Raw genomic sequence first — 26,880 nt, 5'->3', positions numbered from 1 at the left:
GAAGGAAGCATCTTATCACGGCGGCTTTCGTCTGTTTTAACTAACCCAACGGCGCCAGCGTGATAAGGTCCTTCGCTGCGCTCAGGATGACAAAAAAGCAAAAACCATGTCTGTATTAGTTGTAGTTGAATGCGCCGACGGCGAAGTAAAAAAGTCGTCGCTGGAAGTAGCCTCGTACGGGGCGCAGGTGGCCGCGCAGCTGGGCACCACCGCCACGGCCATTGCCGTGGGCGAGGCCAATGAGGCCAACCTGGCCAAGCTGGGTGAGCAGGGCATCACGAAAGTGCTGTACGACGCCGAGCCGCGCCTCAAAGACTTCGTGAACAACGCCTACACCAAGCTCATCGCCACGGCGGCCGAGCAAGAGCAGGCCAAAATCATTGTGCTGGCCAACAGCAACATTGGTGCGGCCGTGGGCTCGCGCCTCTCGGTGCGCATCAAAGCCAGCCTGGCCACCAACGTGGTGGAGATGCCCAAAATCAGCGGCGACCAGTTCACGGTGAAGCGCGGTGCTTTCTCGGGCAAGGCGTTTTCGGACGTGGTGCTGAGCGGCGACCGCAAAATCATTGCCGTGAAGAAAAACTCGACCGAGGCGCAGCACGATGCCGGCAAAACGGCCGAAGTGACCAGCTTCTCGGCCCAGCTGTCGGATGCCGACTTTGCCGACGCCCCCAAGCAGGTGGTGATGCAGGACCAGGCCGGCGGCGTACTGCTGCCCGAAGCCGAGCGCGTGGTATCGGGTGGCCGCGGCATGAAAGGCCCCGAGAACTGGGGCCTGATTGAAGACCTGGCCAAAGCCCTGGGCGCGGCGACGGCCTGTTCCAAGCCGGTGTCGGACGTCGACTGGCGCCCTCACCACGAGCACGTGGGCCAGACGGGCATCACCGTGTCGCCGAACCTCTACATTGCCTGCGGCATTTCGGGCGCCATCCAGCACCTGGCCGGCGTGAACAGCTCGAAGGTCATCGTGGTTATCAATAAAGACCCCGAAGCTCCTTTCTTTAAGGCGGCTGATTACGGCATTGTGGGCGACGTTTTTGACGTATTGCCCAAGCTGACGGCCGCGGTTAAGGCGCTGAATTAAATTGAGTTTGATGGATTTGGGGGCTTGGGTCGCTGCGTTTCGGGAGAAATTCAGGGCTTGGGCCCCCAATCTTTTTTTGGCATTCGCGTAATAGAAGGCAGTTTTTGGGCGGCCAATGCCCGGACTTTTCTTTATTTGCACGTACATCCTACCCACCGGCTGCGGCCGGGCTGCCTGCCCTCCTATCCAAAGCCACCCAAGACACACAGTACCATTCCCTTGAAAAAAATCCAGCTTGAAATCCTGGGCCTGTCGTCCAGCCAGTCGCAGTCTGGCTCCTTCGCGCTGATTTTGGGCGAGAAGGGCGGTAATCGCCGCTTGCCCATCATTATTGGCATGTTTGAAGCCCAGAGCATCGCCATACAAATCGAGAAAATCAGCCCCAACCGGCCCCTCACCCACGACCTGTTTAAGTCGTTTGCCGAGCACGTGCACGTGGTGATTCTGGAAGTGGTGATTTCCGATTTGAAGGAAGGCGTGTTTTATTCGCGCATCGTGTGTTCCGACGGCGCCACGACGTTCGAAATCGACGCCCGGCCTTCCGATGCCATCGCCATCGGCCTGCGCTTCGGCGTGCCGATTTATACCGTCGAAAGCGTGCTCAGCGAAGCCGGCATTATCCTATCCGACCTCGACGAGGCCGAATCGGAAGCTGAGGACGAGGAGGATGAAGACGACGAGGATGACGATTCGGACACTCCCCGGCCCAGCCGGGCCCAGCCCGAGCCGCGCGACCCCAGCGGCCAGGTGTCGCTCGATGAGCTAACCAAGATGCTGGCCCAGGCCCTCGAAAAAGAAGACTACGAGAAAGCCGCCAAAATCCGCGACGAGCTCAATAAGCGCAACGGCTAAGCCATTTCGCCAATAATAATTATTCAAAAAGCGCTGCCTCTATTCGAGGCAGCGCTTTTTATTTCCTTTGCAGCCATGAACGAAGCCAACGACTCCCTGAAATACCCCATCGGCCGGCCGCAGTTGCCCACCCAGCCGCTAACGGCCGCCGAGCGCACGACGCTCATTCAGCAGATTGCCGACTTGCCGGCCCAACTCACGGCCGCGGCCAAGGCGGTGGGTGGTGTGGGCCTAGAGCAGCCCTACCGCCCTGGCGGTTGGAATGGCCGCCAAGTCATCCACCACGTCGCTGATTCGCACATGAACGCCTACGTGCGCTTCCGGCTGGCCCTGACGGAGGATAACCCCACCATCAAACCCTACGAGGAAAGCGCCTGGGCCGAGCTGCCGGATGTGGCCGCTACGCCTATCACCGTGTCGCTCACGCTACTAGAGGCGCTGCATTCGCGGTTTGTGACGCTGCTGCATCATCTCACCGATGAGCAGTGGCAGCGCACGTTCTACCATCCCGGCAACCAGCGGACTTCGACGTTGGAGCAGACGCTGGCGCTGTATGCCTGGCACGGGCGACACCATTTGGGGCATTTGAATCTGCTGTTGGCGAAGGGGTAAAATCGCTGCTTTATAAAACCAGAACGTCATGCTGAGCGCAGTCGAAGCCTCTCTACTGGAGGAGTAATTATTTACTTCCCCGGTAGAGAGGCTTCGACTGCGCTTAGCATGACGTTCTATATTTTGGCCGTTCCGGCTACTTTCAGATGCCGCCGCCGGATTCGCTTTCTTCAGCGAAGGCAGCCATGCCGCCTTCGGTTTCTTCGTCCACGCGTTTGGCGGCGCGCACCAGGCTGCTGCTGAAGATGAATTCGCGCAGTTCGGGCACGGTGGCGTTGAGAATTTCATCTTTAGTGCCGTCCCAAAGCTTCTTACCCTGGTGCAGGAAGATGATGTGCTCACCGATTTCAATCACCGAGTTCATGTCGTGAGTCACGATGACGGTGGTGATGTTGTATTCGTGCGTAATTTCGTGAATCAGCTCGTCAATCTTGATGCTGGTGGCGGGGTCGAGGCCGGAGTTGGGCTCGTCGCAAAACAAGTAGGTACACTGCGGCGCGATGGCGCGGGCAATGCCCACGCGCTTTTTCATGCCGCCCGAAATTTCGGCGGGCATTTTGTCGCCGGCTTTTTCGAGGCCCACGCGCTTGAGGCAGAACTCGACCCGCTCGCGGCGCTCTTCGGGGCTCATTTCGGGCGTCAGCATCTGGAGCGGAAATTCCACGTTTTGGGCCACGGTCATCGAGTCGAATAGCGCCGAGCCTTGGAACAGCATCCCGATTTTGCGGCGAATTTCCTGCCGGATATCAATCTTGCTGTTGGTGTACACAGTGCCATCGAAGGTGATGGAGCCGATGTCCGGCTTCATCAGGCCCACGATGCACTGTAGCAGTACGCTTTTGCCCGTGCCCGAGCCGCCGAGCAGCAGGTTGCACTTGCCCGATTCGAACACGCACGAAATGCCCTTGAGCACGGGCGTGCCGTTGAACGACTTTTCAATATTTGATACTTCAATCATTTTTTGATTGATGAATTGTTGGGATTGGTGGATGGTTGAATTGCTAGCTGAGTGAACTGGAGGTTGTAACAAAATCAACCCTTCAATTCAACCGTTTAGCCATTCGACAATTCAACCATTTAACTCAAAGCAGCAGCGCCGCCAGAGCGAAGTCGGCGATGAGGATGGCGATGATGGAGTTGGTCACGGCGCCGGTGCTGGCTGCGCCTACTTCGAGGGCGCCTCCAGTGGTGAAGTAGCCTTTGAAAGCCGAAATGCCCGACACGAGGAAAGCAAACACGGTGGCTTTGATGAGGGCGAACACGATGTTATATGGGATAAAATCGGTGCGGATGCCTTCAATGTAATCCTGGGCCGTCATCACGCCGGTGAGGGTGCCGGCCAGGTAGCCGCCCAGAATGGACAGCAGCATGGCCAGAATCACCAGCATGGGAAACATGAGCAGGGCGGCCAGGATGCGCGGCAGCACGAGATAAGACGTGGAATTGATGCCCATTACTTCAAGGGCTGAAATCTGCTCGGTGATGCGCATGGTGCCCAGGCCGCCGGCGATGCTGGAGCCGACTTTGCCGGCCAGCACGATGCTGGTGATGGTGGGCGCGAGCTCCAGAATGGTCATTTCGCGCACCATGTAGCCGATAGTCGACTGCGGAATGAGCGGGTTGGTGAGGTTGTAGGCAATCTGAACGCAGGTTACGGCCCCGATGAAGGCCGACACGATGGAAACGATGACGATGGAATCGACCCCGATGAGGATGGCTTCGTCGATGGTGCGGTTCCAGAGCACCCGAAACCGCTCGGTGCGCGTGACCATGCCGCGCAGGAAGAGGACGAACGAGCCTAATGTTGTGAGCATACGATATTGTTGAGAATTAAAAACCGAAGTTTGGGCCGTAGAGTTACTAGCAGGGCCGATTACGGCAGCCCGGGACTTTACGTAAAAACCAGCGAAAACAGTGCAAACGAACGAAAAATTAATTGTCGTGACCGGCGGCAGCAAAGGTATTGGGCGCGCCCTAGTGTCGCGCTTTTTGCGGGCCGGCTTTCCGGTGGCCACCTGCGCCCGCTCGGCCGCCGACTTGGCCGCCCTCACAACCGAAATGGCAGACGATGTTCCCGGCGCGATATTGCACACCCAAGCCGCCGACCTCAGCCAGCCCGCCGATTGCGCCCGCTTCGCCGCCTTCGTGCTGGGCCTAGGCCTACCCGTGGAGGTGCTGGTGAACAATGCCGGTGCATTCGTGCCCGGCCGCCTGCAAGACGAGCCCGTCGATGGCTCGCAACTGCGCCAGATGCTGGCCGTGAACCTGCTCAGCGCCTACGACGTGACCCTGCCCCTGCTGCCGGGCTTCATTGCCCGCGGGCGCGGCCACATTTTCACCATCTGCTCCACGGCCAGCATCACGGCCTACCCCAACGGCGGCTCCTACGGCATTGCCAAGCACGCGCTGCTGGGCTTCACCAAAAACCTGCGCGAGGAGCTGAAGCCCAGCGGCGTGCGCGTGACGGCCGTATTGCCCGGCCCCACCCTCACGGCCAGCTGGGCCGGCGTGGAGCTGCCGCCGGAGCGATTTGTGCAGGCCGAGGACGTGGCCGAAGCCGTGTTTGGCACCTACTCGCTCTCGCCCCACGCCGTGGTGGAGGAGCTGCTAATTCGGCCGCAGCTGGGGGATTTGTAGGCATCAGTCGGCCATTTGGGTGGGGCGCTGAATCCATCGTTGGTAGATATACAGCAAAGCCATTGCCCAGAAAAGCACTTCGGCAATGCCAGCTATTGGCCTTATGAAACCATGAAAAACGACGGCTACCACGGCGGCACCGGTGGCCAGCACCCAAGCCAGCTTAAGATGGTCGAGCAAATAGCACTGCGGTTTGGCGCGGTACCACCAAGTATAGCTTACAGCCAGCAGCGCAGCGCCTGATAGCATCAGCACGTCGGCAAATGCCCAATGCGATATTTTAAACAATGAACCGATGGCTGTGAACGCAACGCCTGCCACAAGCAGCAAATTCAGCAACAAACCACCTTTGCGCCAGAAGGAGGCAGTGATGATAAGCATCAGCAGCACCGCCCACTTTATTATTTGGTACGCTAACCCCAAATTCAACGAGGAGTAATCAGGTAGATTCATGGGATTTCGTGAGATTCACTCAGCTTTTTTACCGCCCTTGCCCGTCACCCGGATGTCGGTAGTGGCGGGCGGGCCGCCGTAGTAGAGCGTGCCGTTGCCAGCCACGGTACCGCCCACGATGTCGGTGGCGCGCACGTGGGCGCTGCCGTCGCTGTCGCGGGTCATGTTGAAGTAGCAGCGGCGGGTAGCCAGGCCTTGCGCAAACAAACGGCCGGAGCCGCCGAGGGTGAAATTCACTTCGGTGGTGGAGCCGCGCACGGTGAGGTCGCCCAGCTCGTACTGGTCGAGGAACAACTGCTTGGCGCGCACGGTCAAGTCGTAGTCGCCGGCCCCGATGAGGTGGAAGAAGATGGTATCCTGCGCGAACTCGCCCACGGTGCTGCCGTTGCCCTGACCGCGCAGGAACACGCTGGTGACGCGCGGCAGGTGCAATGTCACTTCGCGGGGCGAGTCGTAGCTGCGGGCCCAGTTGCAGCGGCTGGTGTTAGCAATTTCGAGGGCATCGCCTTTGCGGGTGAATTCGATGTCGCCAATCAGGTTTTCACCGGCGCGCACTTCGGCGTAGGTTTGGGTGTCTTGCACGAGGCGCAGGTCCACGTTGTCGAAGGCCGTGACGGTGGTGAGGCCGGCAGCCACCTCGCGGCGCTCGGTGATGATGGTGCCGGTGCTTTTCAGGCAATCGGTGCCGTGGCCGGGCCCGCAGGTGCTCAATCCGGCAGCCAGCGTCGTTCCCATTGCCCAACGTCCCAGGCTACGCATTCCGTTTAACCCTCCCGGGCCGCTAACTTGCGGCCGCAAACTCATCTTGCGCATTTGCTTCCTTACTTTTTCCAAAGATAAATGGACCTTACCGGTAAAGTTGCCATCGTGACCGGCGCCAGCAAAGGAATTGGCCGGGCCACCGTCGAAGCGCTGCTGGCGCGAGGCGCTGCCGTGGCCGGCTGGGCCCGCACCGCCCCCGAGGGGCTGGCGCACGACCGGTTCCAGTTTTTCGAGTGCGATGTGCAGGACGAGCACTCCATTGCCGAAGCTTTCACCAACACCCAGCGCGAGTTGGGCCCCGAAATCCACGTGCTGGTGAACAACGCCGGCCTGGGCATCATGGGCGACGTCGACGGCTTCAAAACCGAGGACTGGAAGACGATGTTCGACACCAACGTGCTGGGCACTTTTCTCTGCACCCGCGCCGTGTTGCCGCAGATGAAGCGCCAGAAACAAGGCCACATCGTGAACGTGGCGTCGCTGGCCGGCACGGCGGGAACGGCCGGCATGTCGGGCTACTGCGCCACTAAGTTTGCGGTGCGCGGCTTTTCAGATGCCTTATTTAAGGAATTGCGCCCGGCCGGCATCCGCGTGACGTGCGTGATGCCCGGCTCGGTGGAAACCAACTTCAACGGCAAAGAACCCGGCCCCGCGCCCGACCCGCACAAGATGCAGCCCGAAGACATTGCCGCCGCTATTGTGCACGCTGTGGAAGCGCCGGACACGACCATGATTTCAGAAATACAGTTGCGGCCGGCGCAGGTGAAGTAGCCATGTTCTTCATTCCCGGGCTTGTTTTACTGTGGTATTCCGTTCGCCAATGGCGTGCTTCAGAACCTCGCTGGAAAGGAACAAAAGGGCTTTTTGTATGGATAGCCATTATTTGGCTAATTATCCAAATTGCACCTTTGGCTGTAGCCCTGTTAGTTGTTTAAAGAATTGATATATGGTAGAAATCGAGCACCTGACCAAAACCTACGGCACCCAGAATGCCGTGGACAATATCAGCTTCACGGCGGGCAAGGGTGAAATCGTGGGCTTCCTCGGGCCGAATGGCGCGGGCAAGAGCACCACCATGAAAATTGCCACCGGCTACCTTCCTCCTACCGCCGGCACCGTGCGCGTGGCCGGCCACGACGTTCTTACCGACAGCCTGGCCGTGCGCCACCACGTGGGCTACCTGCCCGAGCACAACCCGCTCTACCTCGACATGTACGTGCACGAGTACCTCGAATTCATCGGCTCGGTGCACGGCCTGAGCGGCAAAAACCTGCGCGCCCGCGTAGCCGAGTTGGTGCGCCGCGTGGGCCTCAGCCGCGAACAAAACAAGCAGATTGGCGCGCTCAGCAAGGGTTATCGGCAGCGCGTGGGCCTGGCCCAGGCCCTCATCCACGACCCCGACGTCCTCATCCTCGACGAGCCCACCACCGGCCTCGACCCCAACCAGATTCTGGAAATCCGCCAGCTCATCCGCGAGGTGGGCGAGGACAAAACCGTCATTTTCAGCACCCATATTCTGCCCGAAGTCACGGCTTTGTGCTCACGCGTGCTCATCATAAGCCGGGGCAAGCTGGTGGCCGACAGCCCGGTGGCCGAGCTGGCCGCCCGCGCCGCCGGCGAAACCGTGGTACGCGCCGAGTTTGAAGGCGCGGTGGATGCGGCCAAGCTGGCCCAGCTCCCCGGCGTGCGCCACGTAGAGGCCGCGCCGGGTGGCACCGTGTTGCTGCGAACCGCGCCGGGCGTGGACGTGCGCGCCGCTGTCTCGCGCCTGGCCGGGCAGGAAGGCTGGATTCTGCTGGGGCTGCGGCAGGAGCACCAGAGCCTGGAGGAGGTATTTGGGGAATTGACGAAATAAAAGTGAATGAAAGCCCCAACTAAAAAGAACGTCATGCTGAGCGCAGCCGAAGCATCTCTACCGCTATACTAAATTAATTACTTGCGCAGTAGAGATGCTTCGACTGCGCTCAGCATGACGTTCTTTGGTGGACGTCCCAGCCTATGCTCACCATTTTAAGAAAAGAATTCAATGCCTTCCTGAATTCCCCAGTGGCCTACGTGGTGCTGGGGGTTTTCCTGGTTGCAACGGGCCTGTTCGTCTGGGTTTTCCCCGATAGCAGCGTGCTCGATTACGGCTACGCCGACCTGCAAACGCTGTTTAACCTGGCGCCGTGGATTTTCCTGTTTCTGATTCCGGCCATCACCATGCGGACCTTTGCAGAGGAGAAAAAGGCCGGCACCATTGAGCTGCTGCTGACGCGCCCGCTGACGGACGGGCAGATAATTGGCGGCAAATATCTGGCGTGTTTCCTGTTGGCATTACTGGCGCTGGTTCCAACGCTGCTTTACTATTATTCGGTGTATAAGCTGGGCAGCCCCGAGGGCAACATCGACTCGGCCGCCACGGTGGGGTCTTATCTGGGGCTGGCGTTGCTGGCGGCGGTATTTGCGGCCATTGGCGTGCTGGCTTCGGCCCTCACGCGCGACCAGATTATTGCGTTTCTGGTAGCGGTGGTGGGCTGCTTTCTGGTTTACTCGGGATTCGATTCGCTGGCCTCGGTGCTGCAAGGCAGTTCGGCTTATTACGTGAGCCAACTGGGCATAGCGGCGCACTACCGCGACCTAAGCAAGGGCTTGGTTGACTCGCGGGACCTGGTTTATTTCTTCAGTGTGGTGGCCGTGGCGCTACAAGCCACGCGCCTGGCCTTACGGAGTCGTAATTGGTAATGGAAAATACGTTGACTACTCCTCCGGCTCCGGTTCCTGCATCGCGTAAGCAGCGCGATTTGCTCACGTTTGCCGCCGTTTTAGGCGGACTATTGCTGTTTAACTTTATTGCCCAGCGCTTCTTCTTCCGGCTTGATTTGACCGAAGAAAAGCGCTACACGATGTCGCCGGCTACTAAAACGTTGCTGCGCGACCTCAAGCAGCCGGTCACCATTACGGTGTACCTGACCGGCGACTTCCCACCCGCTTTTCGCCGCTTAGAGCAGGGTGTGCGCGAGACGCTGACCGAATTCCAGGTATACGGTGGGGCTAACCTGAACTACATTTTTATCGACCCCAGCGCCGGCAGCACCGAAGCCGCGCGCAACGCCTTCTATACCTCGCTGTTCAAGAAAGGGCTGAAACCCACCAACCTTGGCGCCACCGAAAACGGCAAGCGCGTGGAGAAAATCATTTTTCCCTACGCTGTGGTGAGCGTGGGCGGCAAAGACAAAAACGTGCTGCTGCTGCGCGGCAACCAAGCCGCCCCAGCCGACGTGCGCCTCAACCAAAGCATCGAAGGGCTGGAATACGAGTTGGCCAGCACCATCCGCACGCTAGTGCCGACGCTGCGCAAGCGCATCGGTGTGGTGGAAGGCCACGGCGAGCTGACCAACGCGCAGGCTGGCGACATCCTCGGCACCTGGCAGCAACAGTACGACGTGTTTCGCGTCACGCTGAGCAAGGTGAAGGATTTGAGCGCGCTCGATGCCATCGTGGTGGCCCAGCCCAAAACGCCCTATTCTGAAGACGACAAGTTCAAGCTCGACCAGTTCATCACCCAAGGCGGAAAGGCCATGTTTTTCGTGGACGCGCTGCGCGTGGACCTCGACAGCGTGAGCCGCAACGGCGTGGCCCTGGCGACGCCCTACGACCTCAACCTCGACGACCTGTTCTTCAAATACGGCCTGCGCCTAAACCAGAATCTGCTGCTCGACCTCAACAGCGGCCAGATTCCGCTCGTGACCGGCCTCGATGGCAACAAGCCCAAAATCGAGCCCATGCCCTGGCAGCTCTACCCGCTCATCAACAAGTTCAGCCCCCACCCCATCACCCGCAACCTGGATGCGGTGTACCTCAAGTTCACGGGCAACATGGATACGGTGAAAGCCACCGGCATCCGCAAAACGGCGCTCATGAGCACCTCGCGCTACACCCGCGTACTGCCTGCCCCGGTGCCCATCAACTTCAACGATGCCCGCCTGGAGCCCAACCCCAAGCTCTACCAAAAGAGTTTTCAGCCTGTGGGCTACTTACTTGAAGGCCAGTTCACTTCGCTCTTCGCCAACCGTGCCCGGCCCGGCACCCTGCAGTTCCAGCCCGAAAAGCCGGCCAACGCCAAGCCCAGCAAAATCCTGGTCATTTCCGACGGCGACTTCATCCGCTCCGACATTGACCCCAAAACCGGCAATCCCTACCGCCTGGGCTTCGACCGCCTGGCCAACACCGAATTCGCCAACCGCGAGCTGGTGCTCAACGCCACCGATTACCTGCTTGACGAAACCGGCCTCATCGCCGTGCGCGGCAAGCAAATCACCCTCCGCCCCCTCGACAAAGTAAAGCTGGCCGAACAGCGCCGCCGCTGGCAACTGCTCAACCTCGGCGTGCCGCTGGCGCTGCTGGGCGCGTTCGGGGCCGTGCGGGCGTGGCGACGCAAGCGGCGCTACGCGGCGTTTGGGAGTTAGAGGGGCCGTTATAACGAGCCAGACTCAGGCCAATTCGACCAGTGGGTATTTGGTGCCAGCGTGGGTTTGTAATGGCTGGTGTCACCTGTTTGCAGCACTTTTGCAAGCTGCTGCCAAGTTTCGTAGCTGCTGGGACGGTCAGTATTCCACTGCTCCCGTTCAAACTTTCCCATGCGCCGCTCCTGGGCTCGAATAGTCGCAGTTAATGCTTCCACACTCATCCCGTGCAGCCCTCCTATACCCCGATTTAACTCGTATGCCCTAAAAATGTCCTCATCAGACATAATTTTGGGCGGACCAACTGTAAAGTCCTTATGGTACCAATGGTCCAGTACTAGAAGCTTCCTTAGATGCTCAGGAATCGATTTATATAACTCAGCATCAGTAGCTCGAAACGCTGCTTGATTTTGCGTAATCAGCAGCCGGCCTACTTCTTCCATGCTTATGCTGCCCGGCTCATATTCTACCAAGCCAATCCCGGCGCGTTCATAATCATCCTTGTTATGGCTTAAGGCCAATTTGGCGCCGTGCACCAATAAGGTGGTTGCTTCAGGATTCAACAAACCATCAGTAGTGGCTGCGCTGAAGGAATCTTCGTCAATCGGGGCGGCATCGTAGTAATTGGTATCCCGATTATTATACCTCTCCAGATTAATCAGACAGTTCCCATAGTAGAAGATATTCAATTCTATGCGGCTGCCTCTCGGATTATAGCCAAGGATTTCAGCAGCTATTGCCCATTGCCCGTCACCACGAAACACATTTAACCTTGTATCAATCAGGTAGGAGTATGGATGATTTAGCGGAATAAAATTGCAGTAGTAGCCATCATTCGCATGGTCGAGCGAATTGAGAATTTTCTGTTCTAAAATCATGCTCTAAGCGCAGTTTTTCCCTGTTTTAGTTCCTCAGCCCAATACGCCCACTGCCCATCCACCAGCGTGCCGAGAATGGCCGAAGGGTCGGCCGTATATACCACGGCGGGCAGCAGGTGCTGCGGCCCGGCCTGCGCCAGTAGCGGGTGGCTACTGTCATACACCACCGCATCGAGCGGCTGGCCGAGGGCGAAATAATCCTTGGGGGTGCGCCCGGCGGCTTTGTGGCCGGCGAAAAAGGTCTTATCGACCAGTACGGAGGCGCCGTCGGCGAAGATATTGCGGCGGCGGTGGATGAGACGCTGGCCGTAATCGAGCCAGCGCAGGTCTTCCAGCGGATTGAGGCTGATGTGGCTGTCGGTGCCGATGGACCAGCGGCCGCCGGCCTCGGCGTACTCCACCAGCGGAAAGATGCCGTCGCCCAGGTTGCCCTCGGTGCCGGGGCAGAGCACGACCTGCGCGCCGGAGCGGGCTAGGCGCGTGGTTTCATCGGTGGTCATGTGGGTGCAGTGCACGAGGTGGAACCGGTCGTTGAGCGGGAGGTTGTCGAGCAGCCATTCTACGGGACGGGCGCCGAGGTGGGCCAGGCTGCGCTCCACTTCCAGCGTTTGCTCGGCGGCGTGGAGGTGGAAAGGCAGGTCGGCGGGGCCTTGGGAATGGGTGGCCAGCACATCGCCCGCCTCCACGGCCCGGAGCGAGTGTACGCCGAATCCCAGACTGGCACGCTCGTAGTGCTTCACCGCTTCGCGGTTGGCATCCAGCAGGCGCAGGTAGTCATCCAGCGTTGGTAAAATAAACCGGCGCTGCCGGGGCTGGGGCTCCCGGCCGAAATCGCCTTTTTGATAGAACACGGGCACCAAGGTGATTTTGATGCCGGCCGTGCGAGCGGCGGCCACCAGGCGCTCGCCCATTTCGCCCAGGTTGGTGTATGGGCGGCCGGTGGGGTCGTGGTGCAGGTAGTGAAATTCGACCACTGAGGTGTAGCCGTTGCGTAGCAGGTGGCGGTACAAGGTGGTGGCTACCTGCTCATTCTGCTCAGGGCTGAAGGTTTCGGCGCAGGCGTACATGGCCTCGCGCCAGCTCCAGAAATCGTCGCGCGTGCCGGGCGCGTGCTGCTCGGCCTGCCCCGCCATGCCGTACTGGAAGGCGTGCGAGTGGGCATTCTGGAAGCCGGGCAAGGCCACGCCCGCCACCGTCTGCACGGCCGCGCCGGCTTCGGCGGGCGGCTGTGACGCGAGGTACCCAATCAGGCCCTGCTCGTCGACACCAACGTAGGCCGGGCTGAGCCAGCCATCTTTTAAAAGCAGGGAAGAAAACCGATAGTACACCATGAGCAAACGGCCGGATGGGGCTGGCGAAGCAGCCGGATGGTAGTTTTTAATAAGGTTTGAGCATCTGGCTCAGCGTGAGCAGCGTTTGACGAAGCACCGCCTGGACTTGCCCGGCCCGTTGTTCGTCGTAGGCCTGCTCGGCATCGTCCATGTACAGGTCCTTGGACATTTCGAGCTGGAGCGCGTGCTGCCGGGCTTCGGGCCGGCCGAAGTGCCGTGTGATGTAGCCGCCTTTGAAGGGCGTGTTGTGGCTGAGCGAATACGGCCCCGCGCCCAATTGCTGCAATGCCGCGCCGATGATTTCGGCTGAAGCCGAGGTTTCATCGGCGCTGCCCAGAATCAAATCCGGGAACGGCCCGGCGTGAATAGCCGGCACCGAGCGTCGGATGGAATGACAGTCCCAGAGCAATACTTCCCCGAAAAGCACGTGGGTATCGTCCAGCAGCTCCTGCAGCGCCTGGTGGTAAGGCTCGAAATACATAGTCCTGCGCCGGGCCACTTCGGCCGGCGCTACTTCCTGCCGCTCATCGGCGTAAATGGGCTCGCCGAGGAAGGTGGTACTGGTGCAGAGGCCGGTGAGCACGCGGCCGTCGTGGTAGAGCGGGCTGCTGTCGGGGTTGCGGTTGAGGTCGACCACCCAGCGGCTGTAATTGGCTTTGATGATGGGAATGCCCAACTCGGTGGCGAAATCGTAGAGCTGATGCACGAACCAGTCGGTATCATCGGGCGGCAGCAGGCCGGGCTTCAGCTCGGCCCGGATGTCGTCGGGAAACTCGGTGCCGGCGTGCGGCACGCTGATGACAATGGGCACGCGCGGCGCCGTGAGGGGCATAATCTCGAAAAGCTTCATGGGTTTTGGTTGAGCCAGCCAGGTTGTTGCCTCGTTTCTGGGGCAAAACAAGGGTCTTTTCAATCAGTGAGCGAAGGTAAGCCGGTTTTTTGCCGCTTGGGATGTATCCCGAAGCGGCGCGTCGGCTCGTTGAGCGAGGCAGGCGCGTGCCGAAACATAGCTTTGGGGGACATTCTACCAACGCAGAAATCTGCGAAGCCAGTAGCAGCGCGACACCAATTAAACCCGCTGCTCCTGCCCGCCAAAAGAAGTATTGCCCCGGCCCGCTTCCCCTTTCCAAAGCCCAACCCCGCCGCGTATCTTTGCCCTCCCCCAACCAAAGCCCAGGCCCTCTTATGAAATTTATTGTTTCGTCCTCCGCGCTGCTCAAGCAGCTGCAAAGCATCAACGGCGTGGTTACGAACAACCCCGTGGTGCCCATTCTGGAGAACTTTCTCTTTGAGATTGAGGCCGGTAAGCTCACCATCACCGCCTCCGACCTGGAGACGAGCATGATTACCGAGCTGCCCGTGGAAGCCCGCGACACCGGCCGCATTGCCGCCCCCGCCCGCATCCTGCTCGATACCCTCAAAAACCTGCCCGACCAACCCGTGACCTTCACGCTGGACGAGGAAACCTATACCATCGAAATCAGCTCCTCGAACGGCCGCTACAAGCTGGCGGGCGAGAACGCCGCCGACTTCCCCCGCGTGCCGGTGGTGAAGGGCTCGGCCCCGATTGAGATGCCCTCGTCGTCGCTCGCGCGCGCCATCAACAAAACCATTTTCGCGGTGAGCACCGACGAGCTGCGCCCGGCCATGACCGGCATTCTGGTGCAGCTGGCCGACTCGCAGGTGACCTTCGTGGCTACCGACGGCCACCGCCTGCTGCGCTACCGCCGCCAGGATGTGGGCGCCGGCCAAACCGCCAACCTCATCATCCCGCGCAAAGCCTTCAACCTGCTCAAAGGCACCCTGCCCTCGGAGGCCACGCCGGTGAAGATGGAGTTCAACCAGAGCAACGCCTTCTTCAGCTTCAACCAGATGCGCCTCGTGTGCCGCCTCATCGACGAGCGGTACCCGGACTACGAGAACGTGATTCCGGTGAGCAACCCCAACAAGCTCATCATCAACCGCTCGGAGCTACTAAATTCGGTGCGCCGCATCAGCATCTACTCCAATAAAACCACCCACCAGGTACGCCTGCGCCTGGCCGGCTCGGAGTTGGTGGTGTCGGCCGAGGACCTGGATTTCAGCAACGAAGCCAAGGAAACCCTGACGTGCCAGTACGACGGCGAGGACATGGAAATCGGCTTCAACGCCCGCTTCCTGCTCGAAATGCTGTCGAACATCGACTCCGAGGAAATCACACTGGAGCTGAGCACGCCCAACCGTGCCGGCCTGCTCATGCCCACCACGCCCGATGACAACGAAAGCATCCTGATGCTGGTGATGCCGGTGATGCTGAACAACTACGTATAATTTTTATCGCACTGACTCAGAACGTCATGCTGAGCGCAGCCGAAACATCTCTACCGCGCAAGTAAGTTAATTACTGCTGCACGCGAGATACTTCGACTGCGCTCAGCATGACGTTCTGCTTTTCTTCTTCACAACCCATGAAAAAATCAGAAATCCGCTTCAGCATTGCTCTCGACGACAACAAAGTACCCGAGGCCATCAGCTGGTCGGCCACCGATGCGGGGCCGGATATTCACTTCGCCAAGGCCATCAACATCGCGCTGTGGGACCGGGAACAGGTGGGCACCATGAAAATTGACCTTTGGACCAAGGACATGCCCGTGGACGAGATGAAGCGCTTCGTGGTGGATAACATCGGCTCAATGGCTGAAAACATTGTGACGGCCACCGACGACAAGGAAATGGCTAACAAGATGCGTGCGCTCTGCAAGGAACTGTCGGAGTATCTGGACAAGCAGGAACAGGGCCAATAATCCTGTAGCACAGGCTTCTGCTTGTGCGATTACAAACGCGCCGGAAAGTAAAAAGCCCCGCTGGCAATACCAGCAGGGCTTTTTTGCATTTACATTGCGCAGGCTGAGGTGTGCGCTACAGAACTAGCGGGCGTTGCGGCCCAGGTTGCCGGCCGGGCGGTTAGTCGGGCGTTCGGGCGTTGGTGAAATAGTGGCGTCGTTGGCGCGAGCGGGGCTGGGGTTCTGCACCGAGTTGGTCAGCAGGATGCTGGCCGACTGCGAGGCGTAATCCTTGTCGTACCGATAGTAAGTAGCGCGGGAGCCGAAGTAGCTGCTATACTGGTCGTTGCTGAGCACAGCCATGAGCTCCTTGTCGCGCTCCTTGCACACGCCGTTGCACTCTTCGTCAATAAGCTTCTGATTACCCGCGTTTTTGCGCTCAATAGCAGCCATCTTGGCCACTTTATCGGCGTTGATGGCGCGCAGCTTGGTGGCCTGGTAGTTGTTCAGGTGCAGGTCGCGCACCATGTGGTTGCTGAGGCGGTCGGCGCGCTCGGCCACGGGATTGAGGCGCGGGCTGGACTGGGTTTTGTCCTGCGGGGCCACGGTGGAGGTGCGGGGCGCCTGCTGAGCACTGGCCGAGCCAGCCAACAGAGCCAAAATCAGAGAAGCAAAAGTGATTTTCGTAGTCATCGTCGTAGGGGCTTTGGTAATACTCGTACGCAAGGACCGGGCCAGAGGAAAGGAGGCTCAGTTATAGGTTTAAACGCACCAAACGCGGTTCCGGTTCGGAATCAGCCCGCATACATAGCCCCAGCCAAATATGCTACCATTGGTTTTTCCACATCATCGACTCTACCGGTTTGTCGGTCCGGTCATTGTATTTGGCGTTTTGCTTGCGGTTGTAGAAGGTGGCCACGTCGCCCTGCACTACAAAATAAATTAGCTGGCCGATAGGCATATTGCGGTACACCCGCACCGGCATCGACACGCTGATTTCCAGTGTCCAATGGTTGCAGAAGCCCACGTCGCCCTTGCCGGCAGTGGCGTGAATATCGATACCCAAGCGGCCCACGCTGCTCTTGCCTTCGAGGAAAGGCACGGTGGCGTGGGTTTCGGTATACTCCTGCGTCACGCCCAGGTAGAGCTTGCCGGGCTCCAGCACGAAACCTTCCTCCTCCGGGATTTCAAAGGTTTCGATTTCGTTGTGTTTGCGCGCGTCCAGCACCGCGTCGCGGTAGGTGGCCAAGTACTTGCCCAGGTGCACGTCGTAGGAATTGGTACCCAGGCAGGCGCGGTCGTAAGGCTCGATGACGATGGTGCCTTTTTCAATTTCCGCGAGGATTTGCTGGTCGGTCAGAATCATGTAATGGTGGGGGCTTTTTTTAGAACGTCTTATTTATTAAAACGTCATGCAGAGCGCAGCGAAGCATCTTGCCCGCTACCAGTAAACCTTCGATTGGGTTAGCAACTGCGGTAAAGATGCTTCGCTGCGCTCTGCATGACGTTTTTCTTGAGCTTGTTCAATCTAGTCGTCGTCGTGGCGCGACGGGCCGGCGGGCTCGAAGTCGTCGTCTTCGTCCTCGTCGTAACGGTCTTCGCGCAGGCCGGGCGAGCGGGTGGGCCGCAGCCTGCTCACGAGGCTGCGCGGCTCCGATTCGGGCTCGGGGTCGGCAGACAGGTTGTTGATGCGGCGGCTCATGGCCGGCAACACGCTGGTGGTGAGATACAATAGCGTCAGCAGGCTACCCAGGCTGAAGAGCAGCGTAAAGTAATCGAGCCAATCGTGGCGGGGGGCCGGGCCGGGCGCCTCGACTGCCACGGGCGCACTAGTGAGCGGGGCTTCTTCGGAGGCGGCAGGGCTTTCGGCTTCTGGGCTGCCGGAATTGGTGGTGGTCAGCGGGGCTGACATGGGAGCTTCGGGCTGGGCTTCGGTTTCGGCGGCTTCAGCCGCCGGGCCGGCGGACTGGCCGGAGTCGTTGAACTGGGCACTGGCCTGCTGAATGAGGCGCTGCTCGGCCCGAATGAGGGCCACCCGCTCGTCGCGCGGCAGGTTGTGGATGAAGAACTCAAAGTTCTTATCCAGCAGCACCGATTTAAGCTGCTTGTCGAACTCGGCCAACGTCATGGGCCCGTTGCCGAAACGGTTTTTATACCGCTCGGCAATGCCGTTGTAGTTCATAAACAGCTGCTTGAGCGCCGCGTTGGTGCCGAAGCCATCAAATTGGCGCCGGGCGGCGGCGGTGCGCAGCGTGAGCGGAAACTTACCGCGGGTGAACGACTTGTCGTAGACCGTTTCCATGGTGCGGAAGTTCAGCTCGTCGATGGTTTTATCGAAGAGGCGCTTGTTGGCCTGGGCGGGCGTTTCGGCGTGAGCAAGAGGCCCAAGTAATAGCAGCAGCGCTAGAAAAAGCTGTTTCAACATGGGGCAAAGGTATAGCGCAAGGTTTCGCGAAGTTTGAAAAATTGAGTTTCGCGAAGAAACGGTCATGCAGAGCGCAGCGAAGCATCTTTACCGCGGAAGTAAAATCAATTACTACTGCGGTAAAGATGCTTCGCTGCGCTCTGCATGACGTTCTATCGGACGCTACTGGGCGCGATGGGCCTCAATGAGCGACTCGCGGCAGGCTTTCAGGTACATTTCCACCAGCTCATCAGTGATGGCCGTGGACACGAACAGAGCTTCAAATTGCGAGGGCGCCAGATAGACACCGCGCTCCAGCATGGCGTGGAAATAGCGGCCAAACGCGGCGGTATCGCATTTTTTGGCGTCGTCGAGGTTGGTGACGGGCTCGCTGGTGAAGAACAGGCTAAACATCGAGCCCACGCGGTTCACGGTGTAGTTCAGGCCCAGCTCGGCGGCAATCTGACGGGTGCCGTCGGCGAGGCGGGCGCTGCTGGCTTCGAGGGCCGTGTAGAGTTCGGGGTGCTCGTGCAGGTAGCGGAGCTGCGCCATGCCCGCGGCGGTGGCCATGGGGTTGCCGGAGAGCGTGCCGGCTTGGTACACCTTGCCGGCGGGCGCCACGCAGTTCATGATGTCTTCGCGGCCGCCGTAGGCGCCCACGGGCAGGCCACCGCCAATGATTTTGCCCAGCGTCGTCATGTCGGCTTTGATGCCGTATAGCTCCTGCGCGCCGCCTTGCGCGAGGCGGAAGCCGGTCATCACCTCATCGAAAATGAGGACGATACCGTGCTCGGTGCACAGGTCGCGCAGGGCCTGCAGGAAGTTTTCGGCCGGGGCCACGAGGCCCATGTTGCCCACCACGGGCTCCAGAATGAGGGCCGCAATCTGGCCGGGGTTGGCGGCGATGAGGGCTTCGACGGCGGGCAGGTCGTTGTAGGGCGCGGTGAGGGTGTCCTGGGCGACGCCTTGGGTCACGCCGGCCGAGTCGGGCTCGCCGGCGGTGAGCGCCCCGCTGCCGGCCGCAATCAGGAAGGCATCACCGTGGCCGTGGTAGCAGCCTTCAAACTTGATGATTTTGGCCCGGCCGGTGTAGCCCCGCGCCGCCCGGATGGCCGACATGCAGGCCTCGGTGCCGGAATTCACGAGGCGCACCTTTTCAATACTGGGCACCATCTGACGAATCAACTCGGCCATGTCGACTTCGCGGCTGGTGGGCGCGCCGAAGCTGAGCGAGTGCGGCAGGGCCTCTTTTACAGCATCGAGTACCACTTGCGGCGCGTGGCCGAGAATCATCGGTCCCCAAGAGTTGATGAAGTCCACGTAACGGTTGCCGTCCACGTCGGTGAGCCAGGCACCGTTGGCGCTTTGCATGAACACCGGTGAGCCGCCTACCGAACGAAAGGCCCGCACCGGGGAGTTGACGCCGCCGGGAATGAGCGTTTTGGCGCGTTCGAAGAGGGCGGCGGAAGTGGTGAGGTTAAGCATGTGGTGGTTATCAGAATTGAAGAGAAATAAACGTCATGCTGAGCGCAGCCGAAGCAGCTCTACCACGAGAGTAATTAATTACAACTGCGGTAGAGCTGCTTCGGCTGCGCTCAGCATGACGTTCTGTTTGATTGTTAGAAAGTCAAAAAAAGAACCTACCGCAGCACCTGCAGCTCCAGGTTGCTGAGCTTGACAATAGGCACCACCTGGTTGTCGTGGGCGCCGCCGCTGTAGTTCATGCCGTCGAAAATGACGCCCGGTGTGGCCCCGGCGCTGGACAAGTTGGCCTGAAAGGCCGGGCCGTACTGGAACAGCGCCGTGCCGAAATACATCAGCAGCTCAAAGCCCTGGCTGGCGAACAGCGACGGCGGCAGGTGCTGCCTTTGCAAATACAGCTGCCGAAACCGGCGGAAGCCCGGCCCCTGCTCGTCGTAGTACTTGGGCTGAATGAAGTAAACGCCCGCCATACCGAGCTGCGACACGTCGAGGCGCGGGTTTTCGAGCCAGGAGCCGGGGGCCAGCAGGGGCACGCGCGTGGCGGCGGGCTGCTGCTGCCACTGCGTGAAGGTGTAGGGCCCGAGGCGGCGGTTGTCAGAAAACACCATCAGGTGGCTGGCGTTGGGCAGGTCGAGGGCGGCGAAGGCGGCGCTCAGGCTTTCGTCCACGTCGGGGTTGAAACGCCGGAGCAGGCCGATTTTGCCGCCCTGGCTTTCGTATTCGACCTTGTATGTGTTAGCAAAAGCGGCGTCGTCCTTACTGTCTTCGTGTAGCAGCACGCCAGGCTTTCCGCCGCCGAAGGAGGTGAGGGCAAACTGCGCGGCCACCCGGCCCTGCGTGGCCGTACTGGGCGAAAACAGGTAGTGCCAAGGATTATCCACCACCAAATCAGCATCCTGCGACAGCGGATTCACGCACACAATCTGGTGCTCGCGGGCGTAGCGGCCCAACAGCTTGGCGCCCGACTTGTATACCGGCCCGATGAGCAAATCCATGCCGGCCAGTTCGGGCAGGGCCAGCACCTGCTTGAGGGCCAGGGTGTCGGCGCCGGTGTCGTAGGCGAAGAGCTGGAGCGGGCGGCCGGCGCGCTGCAGGCTGTCCTGGGCCAGGCGCAGGCCGGCATAGAGGTCGGTCACGAACTGGTTTTTGCGCACCGTCTGCCAACTCGGGTCATTCAGCTCGAAGGGCAGTAGCACCGCCACGTTGTAGCTGCTTTTCTTGGCGACGGTGCGGGGGCGCGGCGTGTAGCGGTTGCGGTCGAGGCCGAACTTAGTGATGAGGTCGTTGAGCTGGCCCTGGTCGGCGTCGGTGTAGGCGCCGCCGAACACGAGGCGGTCGGCGTAGGCGCGGGCCAGGGTGGCGTCGTCGGGGTAGCGGCGCAGGTTGCGCAGCCAGGTGTTGCGCTCCTTTATGCGGGGCAGGTAGGTGGCCTTCATGCCCTCGCGCTCGGCGGCAAACTTGCCGGCGGGCAGCGCGGCCAGGGTTTTCAGGGCCGTGTCGTAGTCTTCCTGCTCGAAGGAAACCTGCCCCTGCAGCAGCAGGGCATCGGGCATATTGGGATAGGTGGGGTACTCGGTGCGCAGCAGGTTGAGCAGCTGTTCGGCTTCGGGCCACTGCTTGAGGCGGGCGGCGGCTACCGCGGCCAGGTAAGCGGCATCGGCGGCGCGGGCGAAACGGGCGCTGGGCTGGGCCAATGGCTCCAGTTGGGCCAGGGCGGCGGCATTGTTGCCCTGGTCGAGTTGGGTTTTGGCGGTGCGGTAGCGGGCGGCGGGGTCGGCAGCCGGGGGCGCGGCGGGGCGCGGCTTGCCCGGCGTCTGAGCCAAGGAGGGCGCGCTCAGCAGCAAGCCGGCCACCAGCCACCGAAACGAATTATGCCGCGTAAAAGAAAATAACATCAAGGCAGGGAAAGCGCTTTCCTGCGTAGAAAGCAACGCAAAATTAGCCATAAAAGCGGGCGTCCATTCCGCCGCAAGGTCGCGGCGTATACGCAACCCGCGGCGCGGGGCGTTATCTTTCCTCACTCACCAGTACTGCCTGCCGTGTTGCTCACCTCCGCCCTCCCCTTCTCGCGCACCCGCCTCACGCTCATGTTCGTGCTCGGCACCTCGCTCACGCTTAGCTTTTTGCTGATAGTGGGGCGTGTGCTGATGACGGGCCACTTTACGTTTCTGTTCCTGATTTGGAACCTGTTCCTGGCCGTTATTCCCTTCGCCCTAAGCACTTTGCTCGGCATCGCCCAGGGGCCGCTCAAAACGCGGATGCTGGTGCCGGTGGGTGCGGCGTGGCTGCTGTTCTTCCCCAATGCGCCCTACATTCTCACCGACCTCTTTCACCTCGATACCCGCCCCGGCGTGCCGCTGTGGTACGATTTGGCCCTTATCCTGAGCTGTGCCTGGAACGGACTGATGCTGGCTTACGCGTCGCTGTCCGACATGCAGCGGCTGGTGCAGGCGCGGCTGGGGTTCTGGCCGGGGTGGGTGTTTGCCACGGTGGCGCTGCTGCTCAGCAGCTTCGGCATCTACCTGGGCCGCTACCTGCGCTTCAATTCCTGGGACGTGCTGACCAACCCGCTCACGCTGTTCTACGACATCGTGAACCGCATTTTGCACCCTTTTTCCTTCCCCGGCACCTGGGGCGTGACGCTGGTGTTCGGGCTGTTTTTGTTGTTGGGCTACGGCACGGTGCGGCTCATGGGCCGGGCGCAGGAGGAGGCATAGGATTGAAGCTTTGGTTTTAAAGGGCCGTTATGCTGAGCGCAGCGAAGCATAACGGCCGTGGTAGCATTTCAATCGTCAGGTTTAGTGGCGGCACGCGAGATGTTTCGCTGCGCGCTGCATGACGTTCCGGTTTAACTCCGCGCCCGCGCCACCGTCCACCAATACCAGAGCGCCGGCGGCAGCAACAGCAATCCGAAGTCAACAGGCATCGACCACGCTCCCAGGCCGGCGGCCTGCCCGGTGGCTACCCGCGCCGTTTCGTATAGCAATTGCAGAAACACGAGCACCAGCCCGATTCTGAAGCTCCGAGCTACCCGGATGGCGCCCCGGTACTGCCTGAGCGCGTTGGCGGGCGTGATAGTGACCATGTAATTCAGCATGTGCGGGTATTTGCTCACGGCATTGGTCACTGCCGTCATGGCCCCGAACAGGGCCGTGGCCACCAGCGATACCACCCCCAAGCTGCCTTTTTCGCCGTAGCGGTCAGGCTCGCCGGCGCCGTTGAAGTGCACCGGGATGGTGTCAGGCAACCGGATGAGGTACCAGATGGTGAGGGCCCAGAGCACAGCCAGGGCACCCCAAGCGGCTATTTCCGCGGCTTTGTCGGCTGGCAATAACGGTACTTCGATTTTTGGTCTTTGCTCCATTCTGTGGTTCTGAATCAGAAAGATTCTGGCTGTGCGATTTATCGCCGTAGCCTGGCAGCCATTACGGCAGCCCCACCAAATTTCACTCAGCCGGCCATGATGCGCAAGGTTTTCGCGTCCTGTTCACCGCCGTAAAATTTATCCAGCACCTGCTGAAACACCGCCGGGGCGCCGGGCAACGACGCAAATAGCGTCATCGAGGATTGCAGCTTCATATCGTCGGGGCTGCCGAGAATGGCGTGCGCGTCGTTCGATTGCAGCGCCAACAGGGCCGCGCTGATTTCCACCAGCCGCTGGCCCAGCACGGGGTGTTTGGCGTATGCCTCGGCTTCGCGCAGGTCTGTTATCGCATAAAACCGGGCGGTTTCGCTCAGGCCCAGTCCCTGGATTTGGGGGAAAACGTACCACATCCAGTGCGTGCGCTTGCGGCCGGACTTGATTTCCGAGAGGGCATCGTGGTAGTTGCCGGCCTGCGCTTCGAGGAATCGGGTTAAGCTGCTTTTGCTGTCCATCTTGGCTTATTAGTTGAAAATGATTGGCCGTTCGATATGTGTCCGCTCAACGTTCGCTCTGCTTGGAACGCCAAACGGTAAAACTTCGGAAAGCGCTGTTTTGCTTTTCTTCGCCGGTGCCTGCAAAATAGCCGCGACAAACGGAAACAAAGGCCCCTAACTGCTTCACAGCGGCGGCGGCGCTTGGTTTATTATTCCGAATGGCCAAACCACTCCGGCGGCAGCCCGTAGCTTCGTGCCTGATATTAGGCTTCCCTACTGGCCCACCCGCCGCTCCCATGAATAAACTACTACCCTTCGCCCTCCTGGCCCTCCTACCCGGCCTCACCCTGGCCCAACGCGCCCCCAAACCCAAGCCGGCCGCGCCGCCTAAAGCCGCTACCGGCCCCTACTTCCAGCAGGAAGTCAATTATTCAATTGACGTAAAGCTGGACGACAAGGCGCACCAGCTGCGCGGCCACGAGGAGCTGACCTACCTCAACAACTCGCCCCAAGCGCTGAGCTTCATCTGGTTTCACCTCTGGCCCAACGCCTACCGCGACAACAACACCGGTTTCGGGCGGGAGCAACTGCGGCAGGGCAACCGCAAGTTTCTATTTGCCAAAGCCGCTGACCGGGGCTTCATCGACAGCCTCGCCTTTCAGGTGAACGGGCAGCCGGCCAAGCTCGAATTCGCCCCCGAGAACCCCGACATCGCCAAGCTGGTGCTGCCGCAGGCGCTGGCGCCCGGCGCCACGGCCACCATCGCAACGCCGTTTCGGGTGAAACTACCGGCCTCGTTTTCACGGCTGGGGCACGTGGGGCAGAGCTACCAGATTTCGCAGTGGTACCCCAAGCCGGCGGTGCTGGACCGGCACGGCTGGCACCCCATCCCTTACCTGAGCCAGGGCGAGTTTTTCTCGGAATACGGCTCGTTTGATGTGAGCATCACCCTGCCCAGCAACTACACCGTGGGCGCCACCGGCGTACTCCAAAACCCCGACGAGCAGGCCCGGATGGCCGGACTGGCCGCCGCCACCGCCCGCAAAAAAACGACCGACGATTTCGGCAAGGACCTGGCTTTCCCGGCCTCGGCTCCCACCACTAAAACCCTGCGCTACCGGCAGGACCAGGTGCACGACTTCGCCTGGTTCGCCGACAAGCGCTTCAACGTGCTGCGCGACTCGGTGCAGCTGCCCTCGGGGCGGGTGGTGACGTCGTGGGTACTCTTCACCAACCGGCAGGCCGAGCGGTGGATTAAGGGCTTGCAGGAAGTGAACGACGCGCTGCGCAACTACTCGAAATGGGTGGGCGAATACCCCTACGCCAGCGCCACGGCCGTGGACGGCGCCCTCTCGGCCGGCTCCGGCATGGAGTACCCGATGGTGACCGTGACCGAGCCCGACGCCATTGTGCACGAGGTGGGCCACAACTGGTTCTACGGCATTTTGGGCTCGAATGAGCGCGACTTCCCGTGGATGGACGAGGGCGTGAACACCTACGAGCAAATTCGCGTCGAGGAACTCACCAACCCGCAGGCCGGCATGCTGGCCGCGCTTCAAAAAATCAAGCCCGTGGCCAACACCTTCGGGCTCGAAAACCTGCCCGGCACCGCTTTGAGCCTGCTGCCCTACCAGGCCCTGGCCACCCGCGGCCTAGCCCAGGCGGTGCAGGGGCCCACCTCGGCCGACTACACGCAGGTGAACTACGCGGCCACGGTGTACGAGAAAACCGGCGTGTCGCTGAAATACCTGGCCGGCTACCTGGGCCAGGAGAAATTCGACGCCGCCATGAACCTGTACTACACGCGCTGGCAGTTCAAGCATCCTTACCCGGAAGACATGCAGGCCGTGTTTGAGGAAAGCACGGGGCAGAAGCTGGGCTGGTTTTTCCGCGATTTTCTGACCACCGCCCAGCCCTACGAGGCCGACCTGAGCGCCGTGGCCGTGTTCAACGACGTGGTGAAGGTGCTGGTCCGCACCGAGTCGGAACGGCCGTGGGCCGTGCCCGTCTCGACGGTGGACGCGCAAAACAACATCCTCGAAACGCTCTGGACCGCGCCCTTCGGCAACACCGACCCCAACGCCGACGAGGAAGTGACGAGCCAGCTCAACTTCAAGCGCGAAAACGTGGCGGCCGTGGTGGTCGATGCCGGTTACCTCACCCCCCAACTCAACCGCCGCAACGACCGCCTGCGCCTCGAAAACGGCCCGCGCGACCGGTCGGAGCCGGTGCGCCTGCGCCCGCTCTTCAGCGTGGAGCGCTGGGACAAGGCCACCATCAATTGGCTGCCCGTGGTGGGCGCCAACACGTCGGACAAGTTCATGCTCGGCGCCGCGTTCTACAATAACCCTATCGCCCCCAAAAAGCTGCAATACCTGGCCATGCCCATGTACAGCTTCAACCGCAACGAAGTGAACGGCATCGGCCGCCTGCAGCTCAACTCCCGGCCCCAGCGCGGCGCGCGGCAGTTTATCACGGCCCTCACCGTGCAGCGCTTCGAGCGCTATTTCAAGACGGAGCCCAGCTTCACGTTTATACTGCCACACCGCATCGGCTACATGCCGCAGCACCAGATTCAGGTGGCATTTACATCCGTCACGGACCAGGACCGCAACCGCACCAGCAACATCACCACGGCCGAATATTCGGTGCGCCACGACAATGCCCTGAACAGCTGGACCGCCAACGTGGAGCTTAACCACCTGCTGGCCAACTCCGTTGAGAGCAACGACCGGGGCGCCGTGCTGCTGCGGGCCTCGGCGGCCTTGCAGCACTTCTACGCCAAGGACAAGCGCATCCAGCTGCGCCTGTTCGGCGGCCGCTTCCTGCAAAGCAGCACCAACACCGGCTTCGTGCTGGGCCTGAGCGGCAGCCCCGACTACCGCCGCCAAACCGCCTTCCTCGACCGCCAGCAAATTTCCCACGCCCTCACCGCCCAACTTCACCAGACCGACAACCGCGACGGTGCGTTCAAGGCCTTCGTGCCCGTCGCCAGCCAGCGCTGGCTCAGCGCCCTCAACGCCCAGATTGACGTGCCGGGCCTGCCGCTGGCCGTGTTCGGCGACCTGGGCGCCACCAGCGAAGGACAGTTTCTTGCGGGCCGCACCTCGCAGCGTGTGTTCTACGATGCCGGTTTCACGCTGCCCATCGCCCGGCAAATCTTCGAGATTTACGTGCCCGTGGCCGGCTCGCAGTTTGCCGACGGCCTGCCCGGCAGCCGCCAGGAGTTCACCGACGGCATCCGCTTCGTGCTGAACCTGAACAAGCTCAGCCCGTTCCGTTTGCTGGACGAGAACTTGTCGCGGTAATTCAGCCTTTTT

General features: G+C 60.6%; 26 protein-coding genes. 12 read left to right on the top strand and 14 right to left on the bottom strand.

Annotation, left to right across the window (positions count from 1 at the left end; genetic code table 11):
* Positions 1-106 precede the first annotated feature (106 nt).
* From Q5H92_RS12835 to Q5H92_RS12825, 3 genes are all read left to right on the top strand, one after another.
* The gene (locus Q5H92_RS12835; protein ID WP_305011933.1) at positions 107-1,084 is read left to right on the top strand and encodes an electron transfer flavoprotein subunit alpha/FixB family protein; all 978 of its coding nucleotides are present in this window, start codon (positions 107-109) and stop codon (positions 1,082-1,084) included.
* Positions 1,085-1,303: 219 nt separating this feature from the next.
* Positions 1,304-1,936, top strand: a complete 633-nt coding sequence (locus Q5H92_RS12830; protein ID WP_305011932.1) for a bifunctional nuclease family protein — start codon at positions 1,304-1,306, stop codon at positions 1,934-1,936.
* Between the two features lie 75 nt (positions 1,937-2,011).
* Positions 2,012-2,548: a YfiT family bacillithiol transferase gene (locus Q5H92_RS12825; RefSeq protein WP_305011931.1), complete on the top strand. Its 537-nt coding sequence runs from the start codon at positions 2,012-2,014 to the stop codon at positions 2,546-2,548.
* 142 nt (positions 2,549-2,690) lie between these two features.
* On the opposite strand, the gene Q5H92_RS12820 is transcribed toward Q5H92_RS12825, so the two are convergent.
* Together Q5H92_RS12820 and Q5H92_RS12815 are read right to left on the bottom strand one after the other, a co-directional pair.
* Positions 2,691-3,506 (bottom strand): ABC transporter ATP-binding protein, encoded by an 816-nt coding sequence (locus Q5H92_RS12820; RefSeq protein ID WP_305011930.1) that lies wholly within the window; start codon positions 3,504-3,506, stop codon positions 2,691-2,693.
* Between the two features lie 124 nt (positions 3,507-3,630).
* Positions 3,631-4,362: an MlaE family ABC transporter permease gene (locus tag Q5H92_RS12815; RefSeq protein ID WP_305011929.1), complete on the bottom strand. Its 732-nt coding sequence runs from the start codon at positions 4,360-4,362 to the stop codon at positions 3,631-3,633.
* Positions 4,363-4,462: 100 nt separating this feature from the next.
* On the opposite strand from Q5H92_RS12815, the gene Q5H92_RS12810 reads away from it, so the two are divergent.
* A complete protein-coding gene (locus tag Q5H92_RS12810; RefSeq protein WP_305011928.1) occupies positions 4,463-5,185 on the top strand; it encodes an SDR family oxidoreductase in 723 nt (240 codons plus the stop codon).
* A 3-nt stretch (positions 5,186-5,188) separates the two neighbouring features.
* Here Q5H92_RS12810 and Q5H92_RS12805 read toward each other — a convergent pair whose 3' ends face one another.
* Together Q5H92_RS12805 and Q5H92_RS12800 are read right to left on the bottom strand one after the other, a co-directional pair.
* Entirely contained in the window at positions 5,189-5,638 is a 450-nt protein-coding gene (locus Q5H92_RS12805; RefSeq protein WP_305011927.1) for a hypothetical protein, read from the bottom strand.
* A 15-nt stretch (positions 5,639-5,653) separates the two neighbouring features.
* The gene (locus Q5H92_RS12800) at positions 5,654-6,373 is read right to left on the bottom strand and encodes a GIN domain-containing protein (RefSeq protein ID WP_305011926.1); all 720 of its coding nucleotides are present in this window, start codon (positions 6,371-6,373) and stop codon (positions 5,654-5,656) included.
* 105 nt (positions 6,374-6,478) lie between these two features.
* On the opposite strand from Q5H92_RS12800, the gene Q5H92_RS12795 reads away from it, so the two are divergent.
* The 4 genes from Q5H92_RS12795 (at position 6,479) to gldG (ending at position 10,848) form a co-directional block, all read left to right on the top strand.
* Positions 6,479-7,171: an SDR family oxidoreductase gene (locus Q5H92_RS12795; protein WP_305011925.1), complete on the top strand. Its 693-nt coding sequence runs from the start codon at positions 6,479-6,481 to the stop codon at positions 7,169-7,171.
* A gap of 175 nt (positions 7,172-7,346) precedes the next feature.
* Positions 7,347-8,255 carry a gliding motility-associated ABC transporter ATP-binding subunit GldA gene (gene gldA, locus Q5H92_RS12790; protein ID WP_305011924.1) on the top strand — a complete coding sequence of 303 codons (909 nt, stop codon included), beginning with the start codon at positions 7,347-7,349 and terminating at the stop codon, positions 8,253-8,255.
* 143 nt (positions 8,256-8,398) lie between these two features.
* Positions 8,399-9,124 (top strand): gliding motility-associated ABC transporter permease subunit GldF, encoded by a 726-nt coding sequence (gene gldF / locus Q5H92_RS12785; RefSeq protein ID WP_305011923.1) that lies wholly within the window; start codon positions 8,399-8,401, stop codon positions 9,122-9,124.
* The gene (gldG, locus tag Q5H92_RS12780; protein WP_305011922.1) at positions 9,124-10,848 is read left to right on the top strand and encodes a gliding motility-associated ABC transporter substrate-binding protein GldG; all 1,725 of its coding nucleotides are present in this window, start codon (positions 9,124-9,126) and stop codon (positions 10,846-10,848) included. Before gldF ends, gldG begins: the two co-directional genes overlap by 1 nt.
* Before the next feature lie 8 nt (positions 10,849-10,856).
* Here gldG and Q5H92_RS12775 read toward each other — a convergent pair whose 3' ends face one another.
* From Q5H92_RS12775 to Q5H92_RS12765, 3 genes are read right to left on the bottom strand one after another with little or no spacing between them, the layout of a single operon-like run.
* A complete protein-coding gene (locus Q5H92_RS12775) occupies positions 10,857-11,723 on the bottom strand; it encodes a DUF7003 family protein (RefSeq protein ID WP_305011921.1) in 867 nt (288 codons plus the stop codon).
* Positions 11,720-13,054: a formimidoylglutamate deiminase gene (hutF, locus tag Q5H92_RS12770; RefSeq protein WP_305011920.1), complete on the bottom strand. Its 1,335-nt coding sequence runs from the start codon at positions 13,052-13,054 to the stop codon at positions 11,720-11,722. The genes Q5H92_RS12775 and hutF overlap by 4 nt, the downstream gene beginning before the upstream one ends.
* Before the next feature lie 46 nt (positions 13,055-13,100).
* Positions 13,101-13,904, bottom strand: a complete 804-nt coding sequence (locus tag Q5H92_RS12765; RefSeq protein ID WP_305011919.1) for an N-formylglutamate amidohydrolase — start codon at positions 13,902-13,904, stop codon at positions 13,101-13,103.
* Positions 13,905-14,239: 335 nt separating this feature from the next.
* Here Q5H92_RS12765 and dnaN point away from each other — a divergent pair, with 335 nt between their 5' ends.
* A complete protein-coding gene (gene dnaN / locus Q5H92_RS12760; protein ID WP_305011918.1) occupies positions 14,240-15,364 on the top strand; it encodes a DNA polymerase III subunit beta in 1,125 nt (374 codons plus the stop codon).
* 137 nt (positions 15,365-15,501) lie between these two features.
* Positions 15,502-15,837: a gliding motility protein GldC gene (gldC, locus tag Q5H92_RS12755; protein WP_305011917.1), complete on the top strand. Its 336-nt coding sequence runs from the start codon at positions 15,502-15,504 to the stop codon at positions 15,835-15,837.
* A gap of 123 nt (positions 15,838-15,960) precedes the next feature.
* Here the strand turns inward: gldC and Q5H92_RS12750 are convergent, their stop codons facing one another.
* The 5 genes from Q5H92_RS12750 to Q5H92_RS12730 form a co-directional block, all read right to left on the bottom strand.
* The gene (locus Q5H92_RS12750) at positions 15,961-16,509 is read right to left on the bottom strand and encodes a DUF4890 domain-containing protein (protein WP_305011916.1); all 549 of its coding nucleotides are present in this window, start codon (positions 16,507-16,509) and stop codon (positions 15,961-15,963) included.
* Positions 16,510-16,642: 133 nt separating this feature from the next.
* Positions 16,643-17,182 (bottom strand): dCTP deaminase, encoded by a 540-nt coding sequence (dcd, locus tag Q5H92_RS12745; RefSeq protein WP_305011915.1) that lies wholly within the window; start codon positions 17,180-17,182, stop codon positions 16,643-16,645.
* Positions 17,183-17,344: 162 nt separating this feature from the next.
* A complete protein-coding gene (locus tag Q5H92_RS12740; RefSeq protein WP_305011914.1) occupies positions 17,345-18,241 on the bottom strand; it encodes a hypothetical protein in 897 nt (298 codons plus the stop codon).
* A 162-nt stretch (positions 18,242-18,403) separates the two neighbouring features.
* Positions 18,404-19,705 carry a glutamate-1-semialdehyde 2,1-aminomutase gene (gene hemL / locus Q5H92_RS12735; RefSeq protein ID WP_305011913.1) on the bottom strand — a complete coding sequence of 434 codons (1,302 nt, stop codon included), beginning with the start codon at positions 19,703-19,705 and terminating at the stop codon, positions 18,404-18,406.
* A gap of 155 nt (positions 19,706-19,860) precedes the next feature.
* The gene (locus tag Q5H92_RS12730; protein WP_305011912.1) at positions 19,861-21,597 is read right to left on the bottom strand and encodes an ABC transporter substrate-binding protein; all 1,737 of its coding nucleotides are present in this window, start codon (positions 21,595-21,597) and stop codon (positions 19,861-19,863) included.
* 144 nt (positions 21,598-21,741) lie between these two features.
* Here Q5H92_RS12730 and Q5H92_RS12725 point away from each other — a divergent pair, with 144 nt between their 5' ends.
* On the top strand, positions 21,742-22,419 hold the full coding sequence (locus Q5H92_RS12725; protein WP_305011911.1) for a DUF1361 domain-containing protein: 678 nt from the start codon (positions 21,742-21,744) through the stop codon (positions 22,417-22,419).
* Positions 22,420-22,550: 131 nt separating this feature from the next.
* Here Q5H92_RS12725 and Q5H92_RS12720 read toward each other — a convergent pair whose 3' ends face one another.
* Together Q5H92_RS12720 and Q5H92_RS12715 are read right to left on the bottom strand one after the other, a co-directional pair.
* Positions 22,551-23,066 (bottom strand): DUF1648 domain-containing protein, encoded by a 516-nt coding sequence (locus tag Q5H92_RS12720; RefSeq protein WP_305011910.1) that lies wholly within the window; start codon positions 23,064-23,066, stop codon positions 22,551-22,553.
* Positions 23,067-23,152: 86 nt separating this feature from the next.
* A complete protein-coding gene (locus tag Q5H92_RS12715; protein WP_305011909.1) occupies positions 23,153-23,578 on the bottom strand; it encodes a DUF1810 domain-containing protein in 426 nt (141 codons plus the stop codon).
* 278 nt (positions 23,579-23,856) lie between these two features.
* On the opposite strand from Q5H92_RS12715, the gene Q5H92_RS12710 reads away from it, so the two are divergent.
* Positions 23,857-26,868 carry a M1 family metallopeptidase gene (locus Q5H92_RS12710; protein WP_305011908.1) on the top strand — a complete coding sequence of 1,004 codons (3,012 nt, stop codon included), beginning with the start codon at positions 23,857-23,859 and terminating at the stop codon, positions 26,866-26,868.
* The last annotated feature ends 12 nt before the right edge of the window (positions 26,869-26,880 follow it).

The organism is Hymenobacter mellowenesis (assembly GCF_030581005.1).
Classification (GTDB): Bacteria; Bacteroidota; Bacteroidia; order Cytophagales; family Hymenobacteraceae; genus Hymenobacter; species Hymenobacter mellowenesis.
This window is presented reverse-complemented; position numbering and strand designations above follow the sequence as displayed.